13 protein-coding genes are annotated in these 12,325 nt (G+C 69.7%); 6 read left to right on the top strand and 7 right to left on the bottom strand.

Annotated elements, in window-relative coordinates; all coding sequences use genetic code 11:
* Positions 1 to 78: 78 nt before the first annotated feature.
* The 3 genes from N0B31_RS14180 to N0B31_RS14170 form a co-directional block, all read right to left on the bottom strand.
* Positions 79 to 486, bottom strand: coding sequence for a DUF5518 domain-containing protein (locus N0B31_RS14180; protein ID WP_260592279.1), 408 nt, complete (start codon positions 484 to 486; stop codon positions 79 to 81).
* A gap of 66 nt (positions 487 to 552) precedes the next feature.
* The gene (locus N0B31_RS14175; protein WP_260592278.1) at positions 553 to 696 is read right to left on the bottom strand and encodes a ribonuclease H family protein; all 144 of its coding nucleotides are present in this window, start codon (positions 694 to 696) and stop codon (positions 553 to 555) included.
* A gap of 347 nt (positions 697 to 1,043) precedes the next feature.
* Positions 1,044 to 1,868, bottom strand: a complete 825-nt coding sequence (locus N0B31_RS14170; RefSeq protein ID WP_260592277.1) for an IclR family transcriptional regulator — start codon at positions 1,866 to 1,868, stop codon at positions 1,044 to 1,046.
* A 419-nt stretch (positions 1,869 to 2,287) separates the two neighbouring features.
* Between N0B31_RS14170 and N0B31_RS14165 the strand changes: the two genes are divergently transcribed.
* The 5 genes from N0B31_RS14165 to N0B31_RS22690 are packed head-to-tail and all read left to right on the top strand — an operon-like array spanning position 2,288 to position 8,049.
* Positions 2,288 to 3,955: an ABC transporter substrate-binding protein gene (locus tag N0B31_RS14165; protein ID WP_260592276.1), complete on the top strand. Its 1,668-nt coding sequence runs from the start codon at positions 2,288 to 2,290 to the stop codon at positions 3,953 to 3,955.
* Between the two features lie 6 nt (positions 3,956 to 3,961).
* On the top strand, positions 3,962 to 4,915 hold the full coding sequence (locus tag N0B31_RS14160) for an ABC transporter permease (RefSeq protein WP_260592275.1): 954 nt from the start codon (positions 3,962 to 3,964) through the stop codon (positions 4,913 to 4,915).
* Positions 4,908 to 5,831: an ABC transporter permease gene (locus N0B31_RS14155; RefSeq protein ID WP_260592274.1), complete on the top strand. Its 924-nt coding sequence runs from the start codon at positions 4,908 to 4,910 to the stop codon at positions 5,829 to 5,831. The genes N0B31_RS14160 and N0B31_RS14155 overlap by 8 nt, the downstream gene beginning before the upstream one ends.
* On the top strand, positions 5,828 to 6,985 hold the full coding sequence (locus tag N0B31_RS22695; RefSeq protein WP_380627883.1) for an ABC transporter ATP-binding protein: 1,158 nt from the start codon (positions 5,828 to 5,830) through the stop codon (positions 6,983 to 6,985). Before N0B31_RS14155 ends, N0B31_RS22695 begins: the two co-directional genes overlap by 4 nt.
* Entirely contained in the window at positions 6,982 to 8,049 is a 1,068-nt protein-coding gene (locus N0B31_RS22690; RefSeq protein WP_380627880.1) for an ABC transporter ATP-binding protein, read from the top strand. The genes N0B31_RS22695 and N0B31_RS22690 overlap by 4 nt, the downstream gene beginning before the upstream one ends.
* A gap of 21 nt (positions 8,050 to 8,070) precedes the next feature.
* Here the strand turns inward: N0B31_RS22690 and N0B31_RS14145 are convergent, their stop codons facing one another.
* From N0B31_RS14145 to N0B31_RS14135, 3 genes are all read right to left on the bottom strand, one after another.
* A complete protein-coding gene (locus N0B31_RS14145) occupies positions 8,071 to 8,376 on the bottom strand; it encodes a hypothetical protein (RefSeq protein ID WP_260592273.1) in 306 nt (101 codons plus the stop codon).
* 42 nt (positions 8,377 to 8,418) lie between these two features.
* The gene (gene ppcA, locus N0B31_RS14140) at positions 8,419 to 9,897 is read right to left on the bottom strand and encodes a phosphoenolpyruvate carboxylase (protein ID WP_260592272.1); all 1,479 of its coding nucleotides are present in this window, start codon (positions 9,895 to 9,897) and stop codon (positions 8,419 to 8,421) included.
* A gap of 76 nt (positions 9,898 to 9,973) precedes the next feature.
* On the bottom strand, positions 9,974 to 10,867 hold the full coding sequence (locus tag N0B31_RS14135) for an MBL fold metallo-hydrolase (protein WP_260592271.1): 894 nt from the start codon (positions 10,865 to 10,867) through the stop codon (positions 9,974 to 9,976).
* A 101-nt stretch (positions 10,868 to 10,968) separates the two neighbouring features.
* Between N0B31_RS14135 and N0B31_RS14130 the strand changes: the two genes are divergently transcribed.
* Positions 10,969 to 11,391 (top strand): hypothetical protein, encoded by a 423-nt coding sequence (locus N0B31_RS14130; protein ID WP_260592270.1) that lies wholly within the window; start codon positions 10,969 to 10,971, stop codon positions 11,389 to 11,391.
* Here the strand turns inward: N0B31_RS14130 and N0B31_RS14125 are convergent.
* Positions 11,350 to 12,288, bottom strand: coding sequence for an NAD(P)H-binding protein (locus tag N0B31_RS14125; RefSeq protein WP_260592269.1), 939 nt, complete (start codon positions 12,286 to 12,288; stop codon positions 11,350 to 11,352). The genes N0B31_RS14130 and N0B31_RS14125 overlap by 42 nt on opposite strands.
* Positions 12,289 to 12,325 lie beyond the last annotated feature (37 nt).

Here is a 12,325-nt window from a genome sequence, read left to right as displayed (position 1 = left end):
GTGAAATAAGAGTACGTGTCGTGTCGGTCGAGCGAATCGAAGTCGCGGGCGTGCCGCAGGGGCGAGCGGCCCCGCGTCTCAGGTACGCGACTCCGCCGTCGGTCCCTCCTCACCGGTCGGCCGGCGGTCCGTCCGGAGGTACGCACCGAGGTAGCCCCCGACGGCGCTCAGGCCGATGGTCCAGAGGAACAGCAGCGGGAACATGACGAACAGGATGATCGCCAGTTCCAGCCCACCGGGCACCCCGAACTGCGTCGACGGGAGCAGGAACAGTCCCACCCCGAGGACGAGGACGAGGAGGACGGGGAGACTCGCCAGTGCGCCCGAGATGGCGCCGACCCGCGCTCCACGTTTCGGCGACTCGCGTTGCAGGTAGCCGGCGATACCGCCCCCGAGCAGCGCCGAGAACCCCGTCGGCGTGAGCCCGATGGTGACGACGGCACCGATGGCGGCGTTCTTCAGGGTGGTCTTGGTGGTCTGGTCCATACGCTCTCTCTGTCTCGGTGACACGTATCTACGGGTGGTGGCTCCCAGTCCGCGAGAACGAGCGACTCAGCGGGCGTGGCCGGCCCGCGCGAGGCGGTGGGCGCGTTCGTTGTGCCCCCGCGGGACGACCCGGTAGGTCACGGTCGGGACGGGGGCGAGCAGTTCCCGGATGCGCTCGACCCGGCGGCGTGAGACCGGACACTTCGGCATCGGGTCCAGCCGTGGGTCGACGGCGTCGACGACGAAGTCGGCGTCCCCGCGGACGTGGAGTGAGGCGACCCGGTCGAACGTCGCGTCGACCGCCCGGACCGCCTCCAGCAGGGCGCGGAACTCCAGCGCCGAACTCGAGACGAGGTGGTCGACCCGCTCGGAGCCACGGAGCAGGGTCTCGGTCCCCTCCTCGACGAGGTAGCCGATGGCCCCCGAGACGGGCCGGGCGTGCGCCGGGCCGTAGTGGACACTCGCGTCGAACGACAGGACGAGCGACGGGGGAAATCGGATGGTCGGGCGGTCGATGGCGGCGCTTGGGGGGCGGGGACCCTGAGCGTTGTGTCCGTTCAGGCGTCCCGGAAGTCGGGGAACTCGTCGTCGTCGGAGTCTTGCGTGACGATGTTCACCTCGACGACGTTGGCGGTGTCCGTCACGGCCTCGACCAGCCGCTCGCGGTGCTCCGGTTGCCGGAGCCGGTGGGCGGGACCGGAGACACTGACCGAGCCGAGCACCTCGCCGTCCTGTGCGAGGATCGGGGCGCCGACCGCCCGGATCCCTTCGATCTCCTCCTCCGCGTTGATCGAGTAGCCCCGCTCGCGGGTGCGTTCGAGTTCGGCGAACAGCTCCTCGGGATCGGTGATCGTGTTGGCCGTCTTGCGCACCAGTCCGTACTCGTCGAGTATCCACTCCACCCGCTCGCGCGGGAGGTGGGCGAGGATGGCCTTCCCCGTCGCCGAGAAGTGGAGGTAGTCGGGCCGCTGGAGCTTGCTCTGCTGGTAGCGACTGCCGATGGCCTCCTCGCCGCGGACCTTGTAGAGGTTCACCCCGAGCCCGTGCTGTTCGGTCGCGAGGTGGACGTACCGACCCGTCTCGTGGGCCAGGATGTCGAGTTCCTCGCGGCCGTGGCGGTAGATGTCGGTCTGGCCGCGGACGTACTCGCCGATGTGCAGGAACTGATAGGAGAGCCGGTAGGTGTCGTCCTCCTTGACGACGTACTGGTGCTCGCGGAGCGTGCTCAGGTAGTTGTACGTCGAACTCTTCGAGAGCCCCAGCTCCTCTGCGAGCTCCGTGACGCCCGCCCCGTCGAGGTCCTGGAGCGCCCGGACGACGTCGAACGCCCGCTGGACCGTCTTCAGCGTCCGCGGGGAGGTGGAGTCGGGCCGGTCGGCCATACTCGGCCTATCCGACGGAGGCATATCCCTGTTCGCATTCGGAGAACACTGGACACCGTCCGAGCCCCGGCGTGGCGCCCGTGAGCGGCACCGCACCGCCTCGACGACCGGCGTGCTGCCGAGAAACGGGCCTCAGAGCGACTCTCGTCGCTGCCAGTCCGTACCGATTGCCGTTCACATTTCGAGCAGTGTGAGGCGCTGGCACTCGCCGACCGATTGTGGGGAATTTTGCTTCGTGCGAGCGTATCGTGTGGTTCGCACGGCCTATCGCTCTGAGACCCGAACGAGAGGACGGATTGGTGCTCCTGAAATGGGCAATTGGGCGTTTTTCATATGTAAAAGCGGAAGGTCCTGCCTGATAGGTGGGTAGTAGTGTACATATCCGGTATATTTATCTTCCAGACGCCGTGCGTATGAGTATGCATCGCAAGAGCGACGCGGGCGAGGAGAACGACGACAGTCGCGTCTCACGGCGGACGTTCGTCGCGGCCGCAGGGACCGCGACGGCGACGGCGCTCGCCGGGTGTTCGAGCGGCGGTGACGGGACCCCGACCCCCACCTCGGGCGGCGGTGGTGGCGGTGGCGACGACAGCACGCCGACGCCCGACCCGGCCGCGGCGCAGCAGGGGGGGACGCTGGTCGCCGGGATGCAGTCGGGGCTCGACGGCCGCGACCCGCACCTCGTGCAGGCCGCCTCGACACTCCGCGTGCTGGAGAACATCTACGGGAAGCTCGTCGAGATCGACCAGGACCTGAAGCCGGTCGGGCAGCTCGCCACGGACTGGACGGTCAGCGACGACGACCTCACGTGGACGTTCCAGCTCCGCGAGGGCGTGATGTTCCACCCGCCGGTGAGCCGCGAACTGACGGCGGCCGACGTGGTCTACTCCTTCGAGCGCCTGCTCGACGAGGAGACCGGCTCGCCGTGGCGGTCGAACTTCACCCCCATCGCGAACGTCTCTGCCGACGGCGACTACACGGTCGTCTTCGAGTTCGACGAGCCGTACGCGCCGTTCCTGTTCAAGCTCTCCTCGGGCGGGTACATCCTGCCGGAGGGGGCCGACGACGCGAGCGACTACGACATCTCGGACCAGCCGGTCGGCACCGGCCCGTTCGTCTTCGACGAGAACGTCGCGCAGGCCCGGACGAACGTCACGGCCTTCGAGGACTACTACGAGACCGACGGCGACGACAACGCCCTGCCCTACCTCGACGAGGTGGAGTTCCAGGTCATCCCCGAGGGGCAGGCCCGGTTGACGAACCTCCAGTCCGGCAGCATCGACTGGGCGGTGACGGTGCCGCCCTCGCAGGCCAGCCAGCTCGAGGGGAACAGCTCGGTCACCCTCTCGAACATCCCCGGGACGTTCTACGACTACCTCGGGCACAACACGACCCAGGAGCCGCTCGACGACGTGCGCCTCCGGCAGGCCATCTCGTGGGCCATCGACCGCGAGTCCATCGTCCAGGGCGCCCGGTTCGGCTACGCCACGCCGACGCAGGACCCCATCCCGCCCTCGTCGGTCTGGAAGGACCTCGTCTCGGTCGAGGAGCCGTACTCGCAGGACCTCGAACAGGCCCAGTCGCTCGTCGACGAGTCCGACTACGACGGCGAGGAGCTGACCATCCAGGTCGGCCAGCAGTACCCCGCGCAGGTCAACATCGCGGAGATCATCCAGCAACAGCTCGGGGAGGTGGGCATCACGGCCACCGTCCAGCCGACGGACTTCGGGACGATGATCAGCAACCTCAACGAGGGGGCCTACGACCTGACCATCGTCGGCTGGTCCGGCTTCGTCGACCCGGACGACATGATGTACCTGCAGTTCCACTCCGGCGAGACGTTCAACCAGTCGAACTACTCGAACGAGGAGGTCGACGAGCTGCTCGAACAGGGCCGGCAGGCCGCCGGTGACCGCGAGGAGCGCGCCCAGTACTACGACGACGCCATCGACATCATCTCCCGCGAGGTGCCCTACACGTTCCTCGAGTTCAACGACGAACTCGCGGCGTGGGGCACCAGCGTGAAGAACTTCACCCACATCTCCACGGGGACCCCACGGTTCAAGAACGTCTGGCTGGAGCAGTAACTACTGATGGGCTACGGTGCGTACGTCCTCAAGCGCGTACTCCTCATCGTCCCCATCCTGTTCGGGGTGAGTTTCATCTCGTTCGGGGCGCTCGAGCTACTGCCGGGGGGACCGGTCGAGGCGGCGTTCGGGACGCGGGCGAACCCGGAGCTGGTCGAGCAGTTACGCCAGCAGTACGGACTGAACCGGCCGTTCCTCGTCCGCTACTTCGACTGGCTGGGCGACATCGTCCTGAACCAGGACTTCGGCCAGACCATCCGGACCGAGCGCGACGTCTCGACCCTGCTCGCGACCAGTCTCCCGCCGACCATCTGGCTCGCGGCCAGCGGGGCGTTCGTGAGCGTCGTCATCGGCATCCCGGCCGGCATCGTCAGCGCCGTCAACCACTACGAGCCGCAGGACTACCTCGCGACGTTCCTCGCGTTCCTCGGGCTCTCCATCCCGAACTTCTTCCTCGGGCTGGTGCTCATCCTCGTCTTCTCGCTGTACGTGCCCATCTTCCCCTCCTCGGGGTTCGTCAGCCCGCTGTCGGACCCGGCCGAGGGACTGAAGACGCTCGTCCTCCCCGCCGTCACGGTGGGGACGGCCATCTCCGCGGTGGTGATGCGGATGATGCGCTCCTCGCTGCTGGAGGTGTTCTCCGAGGAGTACATCCGCACCGCCCGCGCGAAGGGGCTGAGCCGCGCGCTCGTCACGAACAAGCACGCCGTGAAGAACGCGCTCATCCCGACGGTGACCGTCGTCGGGCTGAACTTCGGCTACCTCCTCGGAGGGGTCGTCATCGTCGAGCAGATATTCGCCATCCCCGGCCTCGGCCGGCTCACCCTGACCGCCATCCTCACCCGGGAGTACCGGGTGTTGCAGGGGTCGCTGCTGGTCATCGCGCTGTTGTTCGCGCTGGTGAACCTCGCGACGGACCTGCTCTACGCGTACCTCGACCCACGCATCAAGTATGACTGAGACAGACACCACGACCGACCGAGCGAGCGAGGACACGAGCCGCCCGCTCCCCGGCGCGGCCGCCGTCGGGACCGCCCGGCGCGTGTTCGCCGAGAGCCGACTGGCGCTGCTCGGCCTCGTCATCACCGTCGGGGTCGTCCTCGTGGCGGCGTTCGCCCCACTCATCGCCCCGTACGACCCGACCGCACAGAACATCGCCGAGGCACAGCTCGTCGGCCCCAGCCTCGAACACCCGATGGGGACCGACCAGCTCGGCCGCGACGTCCTCTCGCGGGTGCTCTACGGGGCGCAGTTGAGCGTCCAGGTCGGCGTCATCGCCGTCGGCGTCGCGATGCTCGCGGGCGTCCCGCTCGGGCTGATCGCCGGCTTCTACGGCGGCTACACCGACGAGACCGTGATGCGCGCGATGGACGTCGTCTTCTCGTTCCCGGCCATCCTGCTCGCCATCGCGATGGTCGCCATCCTCGGGCAGTCGACGCTGAACGTGATGATCGCCATCGGCATCACCTACACCCCGGTGTTCGCCCGCGTGACACGGTCGGGGGTGCTCTCGGTCCGCGAGGAGACGTTCGTCGACGCCGCACGCGCCATCGGCGACTCGAACGCCAGCATCCTCGCGCGCGACATCCTCCCGAACGTCGTCGCGCCCATCATCGTCCAGGCGACGGTGAGTCTCGCGTTCGCCATCCTCGCCGAGAGCGCGCTCTCGTTCCTCGGACTGGGGGCGCCGCCGCCGGCACCCTCGTGGGGCCGGATGCTGTCCGACTCCCGGAACTTCATGGAGTCGGCGCCGTGGACCGCGCTGTTCCCCGGCCTCGCCATCATGGTGACCATCCTCGGGTTCAACTTCCTCGGGGACGGCCTGCGTGACACGCTCGACCCGCAGAACGACACCGAGAGCGGGGGGAGCATATGAGCCTGCTCGAGGTCAGCGGGCTCCGGACGGAGTTCCGCACGGACGAGGGCGTGGTGCAGGCCGTCGACGGCGTCGACCTCACCGTCGAGCGCGGCGAGACGGTCGGCATCGTCGGCGAGAGTGGCTCGGGCAAGTCCGTCACCGCCCTCTCGATGCTGGGGCTGGTCGACTCGCCCGGTCACGTCACCGACGGCACCGTCGAGTTCGACGGCGAGGACCTCCGGAACGCCTCGGAGAGACGGCTGCAGGAGCTCCGCGGTAACGACGTGGGGATGGTGTTCCAGGACCCGATGGAGAGCCTGAACCCCGTCCTCACGGTGGGCGAGCAGATCGCGGAGGCCGCCCGCGTCCACGGCCGCTTCGAGGGTGAGGGGGTCGACTGGCTCGAACAGAGCTTGCTCGGCAACTTCCTCCCGCGCCGGAGCGCCCGCAAGCGCCACCCGAGGTCGTGGGAACACGCCGTCGAGATGATGCGACAGGTCGGTATCCCCGAACCCGAACAGCGGGCGAAGGAGTACCCCCACCAGTTCAGCGGGGGGATGCAACAGCGCGCGATGATCGCCATGGCGCTGGCCTGCGAACCCGACCTGCTCGTCGCGGACGAGCCGACCACCGCACTCGACGTGACCATCGAGGCCCAGATACTCGAGCGACTCGCCGAACTGCAGGAGGAGCGCGGGATGGGCGTGTTGCTCATCACCCACGACCTCGGCGTCGTCGTCGAGACGTGCGACCGGGTGGCCGTGATGTACGCCGGGCAGATCGTCGAGAGCGGGAGCGTCGAGGACGTGTTCGCGGACCCGGCCCACCCCTACACCCGGCGGTTGCTCGACGCCATCCCGGACGCGAAACGCGGCGAGGGCCGACTCCGGGCAATCGAGGGGAACGTTCCCGACCTCGTCGACATGCCCGAGGCCTGTTACTTCGCGCCCCGCTGTCCACACGCCCACGAGGCGTGTTACGAGGGCGTCCCCGACAGCGAGACGGTCTCGGCGGGCCACGAGGCCCGGTGTGTCCTGCACGCGGAGGCCGGCGAGTTGCCGTGGGAGGCCGGGGGCGAGGCGGGTGCGGCCGCCACGGATGGGGGTGAGCAGTCCGAAGGACTGCGAGCCTCGACGGACGAGCGGAGCGAGTCCGAGGGGGGTGACCGATGAGCACCGACGCCGACCCCCAGTCCGTCACCGGGACCGACGCCGGCACCGAGCCGCTCGTCGAGACCCGTGGGCTGAAGAAGCACTTCCCCGTCGAGACGGGCCTCCTGAGCCGACTGCTCTCCCGCGAGAACGAGCAGGTCCGGGCGGTCGACGGGGTGGACATCGCCATCGAGCGCGGGGAGACGCTCGGGCTCGTCGGCGAGTCCGGCTGCGGGAAGTCGACGTTCGGTGAGACCATCCTCGGGCTGACCGACCCCACCGAGGGCGAGGTCTGGTACGACGGCGAGCGCATCGACACCGCCTCGAAGTCCCGGATGCGCGAACTCCGAAAGGACGTGCAGGTCATCTTCCAGGACCCGAGCGCGAGTCTGAACCCGCGCCGGCGCATCCGCGACATCGTCCGGCGGCCGCTGGAGGTCCACGGCATCGGCGACTCGCGGGCCGACCGGAACCGCCGGGTCGAGGAACTCGTCGAGCGCGTCGGCCTCTCGGTCGACCAGCTCGACCGCTTCCCCCACGAGTTCTCCGGCGGCCAGCAACAGCGCGTCGCCATCGCGCGGGCGCTCGCCGTGGAACCCGAGTTCATCGTCGCCGACGAGCCGACCTCCGCGCTGGACGTGAGCGTGCAGGCCCAGATCCTCAACCTGCTCGACGACCTGCAGGACGAGTTCGGCCTGACGTTCCTGTTCATCACCCACGACCTGAGCGTGGTGCGGTACTTCTGTGACCGCGTGGCGGTGATGTACCTCGGCGAGATCATGGAGCGCGGGACGACCGAGGAGGTGTTCGAGCACCACCAGCACCCCTACACCGACGCGCTGCTGGAGGCCATCCCCTCGACCGACCTCGAACTCCGGGGCAACCGTGCCGTCCTCGAGGGTGACGTGCCCTCGCCCATCGACCCGCCGTCGGGCTGCAAGTTCCGCACCCGCTGTCCCATCGCGGACGAGGGGTGCGCCCAGCCCGTCGAGGACCGCGCGTTCTCGGACTCGCAGGTCGTCCACTGTCGCAAGCGCTCACCGGCCGAGCACGCCGGCAGCGCCACGCCCGCCGACCGGGAGTAGTCGCCCGCCGCCCGGCGGCGGTCAGGCGTCCATCTCGTGGACCTTCTCCACGACGGCCGAGTCCCGTATCCCGACTACCCCCGCGGCCTCCATCGTCTCCCGTAACTCGGACGAGCGGGAGTACGCCAGCATCTCGTCGAGCCGGTCGTCGGCCACTTCGAGGACCACCAGCACCACCTCCGTTCCCGCCTCGTCCCGGCCGCGCGTCGGTCGGTACACCGTCGACCCAAGCGAGCCGTGTGCCGCACGGGTCTCGGCGTTCGCCTCGTGGACCCGCTCCCACCGCTCGTACGACTCGACCTCGTGTCGCGCGTATATGTACGCCACGCGTCTCCCGAGGGGCGCGACGGGCTTGAACGGTCCTCCGCTCTACCCGAGGTACCGGCGGACGCGGGCGGCCCGTTCCACGCCGGCACGGGCCGCGTCGTCGTCCTCGGCCAGCACGGCGTCGACGACCGCGTCGGTCGCCTCCCGGTGGCGCGCGTCCGGGTCGACGTCCACGTACGCGAGGCCGGCCTCCAGCGACTCGCGGTCCAGGTCGAGCAGGTCCGTACAGCGCGGGTTGTAGTAGCGGGCGGCCGCCGCCAGCGTCTCGAAGAACGCCGGGAACGCCGCCTCGAGGAACGACACGTCCGCCTCCGTGAGGCCGTCGAGGCCGAGGAGCGTGGGCGGACACCCCACACTGGTGAGCGCGGCGGTGTAGCCGATGGCCCGCGGGAGGTGGTTCTCGCCCACCTCGCGGGAGTAGCCGAACAGCCCGACGTGGAGTTTCCGCGAGCGCCGACTCGGGACGTACCGCGAGAGCCGGTCGACCGTGGGGGCGATGGCGTCGACCTGCTCGGCGTAGGACTCGGCCGTCCGGTCGACCACCGCCAGCGCGCGCTCCTCGTCGATGGGCGCTGGCGGGTCGCCGAGATCGGCCTCGCGGATGGTCGCCAGCCCCTCGCGGACCGTCTCGACCGGGTGGTCGTACTTGAACCCGGACTGGATGGTGAACGTCTCCACCTCGGGGTAGGCCTCGACGACGCTCCCGGCGTTGGGTGGGGTGAGGTGCCCCCGGAACGGGGCGGGGCCGGCCCCGAGCATCGGGTGGACGTCGATCCCGAGGTCGGCGGCGACCTCGTAGAGTCGTGCGAGTGACACCTTGTTGATGAGGTAGGCGGCCAGACAGCCGTAGTTGAGCGCCGGGTCCGACCGGGCGAGGAACACCCGGACCGCGTCCTGGTCGTGGGTGGTCGCGTAGTCACGGAGTATCTCGTGGGCGTGGAGCATCGACTCGCGGTCCTCGACCAGCGGGATGACGCGGATGGCCTCCGGGTCGAACGACCCCACCCAGTCGGCGACCGAAAGCCCGTCGGCCACCTCGCTGTCGGCCTTGCCGACGACGAACTCCTCGTAGTAGCGGTGGACGGCGTTGATCTGGGACGCGTCGGTCACCATCGGCACGATGACCTCGTGGATGGGCGTGGTCGTCGGGAGGTCGTACTCCGCGGCGAAGGTGGCCGCGGCGTCGTACGACCGGGGGACGCTCTCCAGTATCTCGAGGAGGACCTTCGCGGCTGACTCCTCGACGGCCGGGTTCGGCCCCCGGATGGTCAGGCGGACGTCCTCGCCCAGCCGGGTGTCCGAGAAGTAGTCGTCGTAGCGCGAGAGCAGTTTCTGGACGACGTACTCGTCGCCCTCCTTCCCCTCGAAGTCCCACATCTGCTCGTCGCACCCGAGGTGCGAGTAGACGTAGTAGGCCTCCTGTATCTCGTCTTCGGCCTCGATGACGTCGCCGCCGGCGAAGAAGGGGAGCGTCGCGTTGTCCGGATGCTGCGTGCTCAGTAGTCTGGGTGGGTCTGTCACGTACTGACATACGACGTCTAGGCCCAAAAAACGGGTCGTACGCGACCGGACCGGGCCCCCGAGTCGGCCGGCCGACTCAGAGGGCTCCGTGGTGGCGCAGGAACCCCTCGGTGACGAGGTTCGCGTAGAACGACTCGACGGCGGGGTCGTACGGCGGCGAGCAGTCGATGAGCTCCGCGGCGACGGCCGCCTTCGTCGCGTCGAGGTCACCGTGCTCGTCGTAGAGCGCGCGGATGCGCTCGTCGAACCGGTCGAGTTCGCGGGCCGCGAGGTCGAACAGCTCGTCGCCCGCGAGCGGTGACTCGCCGAAGTGCGGGAACACGACGGTCTCCGGGTCGAGGTCGCGCAGCTCCTCGATGGCCTCGGCGACCAGGTCGGCGTCGAAGTTCGGGAGCGTCGCCGGCGGGAGCCACCGCTCGGCCCGCGCGAGGTACATCACGGCACACTCGGCGGCGAACAGCAGGTCGCGCTCGGGGTTCCAGACCGCGAGGTGGTCCGGGGAGTGACCCGGGTGGTGGCGGAGTTCCAGCGTGTTCGCGCCGAGGTCGAGCGTCAGGCCGTCGTCGCCCACCTCGACGACGCGCTCGCGGGGCACGGGGCCCTGCGCGCCGAGTTGCTCGAACAGGTCGCCCATCGCCCGCCGGCTGCTGGCGACGAGCCCCGACGGGTCGACGAGGTGGTCGGCCGTCGACTCGTGGATGTAGACCTCGGCGTCGGGGGCGGCCTCGCACAGGTCGGCGGCGGCCCCGCTGTGGTCGGCGTGGACGTGCGAGACGACGAGGTGCCGGAGGTCGGCCGGGTCGACGCCGCACTCGGCGATGCCCTCGAGGATGTCGTCGGCCGCGACGGCGGTCCCCGCGTCGACCAGCGCCGGTTCCTCGTCGTCGAACAGGTAGACGGCGGTGACCCCGTCGTCGAACAGGCCGATGTCGATGCCGTGGACGCCCTCGGTGACGCGGAACGTGTCCATGGGTGGCCTCTCACCGGGCGGCGGCAAGTTCGTTCGGGTGCCCTCGGGCCGCCGCTCGCCGCCGGCCGAGGGTTCAAACCCCGGGCGCCCCTCCTTCCGTCGTGTCTCGGCCGCTCCTCGTCTACGACGGTTCGCGCCCGGCCTTCCGGGCCGCGGCGGCGCTGTTCACCCGCCGGACCGACCTCCGCCCGGTCCCGTGGGCCGACCCCGCCGTCCAGTCGTTCCTCGCGGCGCAGTTCGACGACCGACCGTTCGTCTTCTGCCTCGTCGAGGCCGACGCCGTCCACGTCGGCCGCGAGTCGGTCGAACGAGCGCTCCGTGCCCGCGGCGCCCCCGAGCGCGTCGTGGCGGCGCTCGGTCGGCTCTACCCCGAGGTCGCGGGGCCGTTCGGCCGCGTGGTCCACGGGCGCGAACCCGCCGCCATCGCGGGGACGTTCCCGCTCACCGAGGCGGCAAGCGAGGCGCTCGCACCCCTCCGGGAGTCACACCGGATCCCGGTCGAGGAGGCGGGCGATCCGCCCTGAGGTGCCGTCTGCGGTCCCCTCCCGCAGCGTCCGCTCGATGGCCTCCGGGACGGGCGTCCGGTCGACGGGGACGACACGCTGGAGGTCCCGCTCCGGGTCCACCGTGACCGGGTGGCGCATCGACTCGACCAGCGGCCGCGCGATGTCGTACTGGACGTCGGTCGTCAACCGGAGCCAGTGCGAGGAGAGCTCCGGGGTCATCACCGGCACCGGCACCATCACCAGTCGGTTCCCCTTCAGGTCGGCGGTGAGCCGCAACAGCGACTCGTAGGACCACTCCCCCGGTGCTCCGACGTCGTACGTCTCGCCGCGGGTCGCGGGTTCGTCGAGCAGGTCCACGAGGTACGCGACGACGTCCTCGACGGCGATCGGCTGGCACGGCGTCCTGACCCACTCGGGGACGACCATCACGGGCAGGCGGTCGGTCAGGTCGTCGACGATGCGGAAACTCGCGCTCCGCGGGCCGACGACGATGGCCGCCCGCAGGACGGTGAGGTCGAACGACCCCTCGGCCAGCACCTCCTCCACCTCGCGCCGCGACGCGAGGTGTGGCGAGAGGTCGTCCTCGTCGCCACTGATGCCGCTCAGGTAGACGACCCGGTCGACGCCCGCCCCGGTCGCGATGTCGCGGAAGCGCGCGGCGTACCGTCGGTCTCGTTCGGCGAAGTTCTCCCGCGTCAGCGAGTGGATCAGGTAGTACGCCACGTCCACGTCCGCACAGAGGCCCGCCAGCGACGCCGGGTCGCCGAGGTCTCCCTCGAACGGTTCGACCCCCGCGGGGAACTCGGTCTCGCTCGCGCTCCGCGAGAACGCCACCACCTCGTCGCCACGGTCGAGCAACGCCCTGACGAGCTGTTCGCCGACGAAACCGGTCGCGCCGGCCACGAGAACACGCATCTATCACGGTTTCTCACGGCACGGGCAAGAGTGTTGC

The sequence above is a fragment of the Salinirubellus salinus genome, assembly GCF_025231485.1.
Lineage (GTDB): Archaea > Halobacteriota > Halobacteria > Halobacteriales > Haloarculaceae > Salinirubellus > Salinirubellus salinus.
Note: the sequence above shows the minus strand (reverse complement) of the source record. Positions and strands in the feature narration are given on the sequence as shown.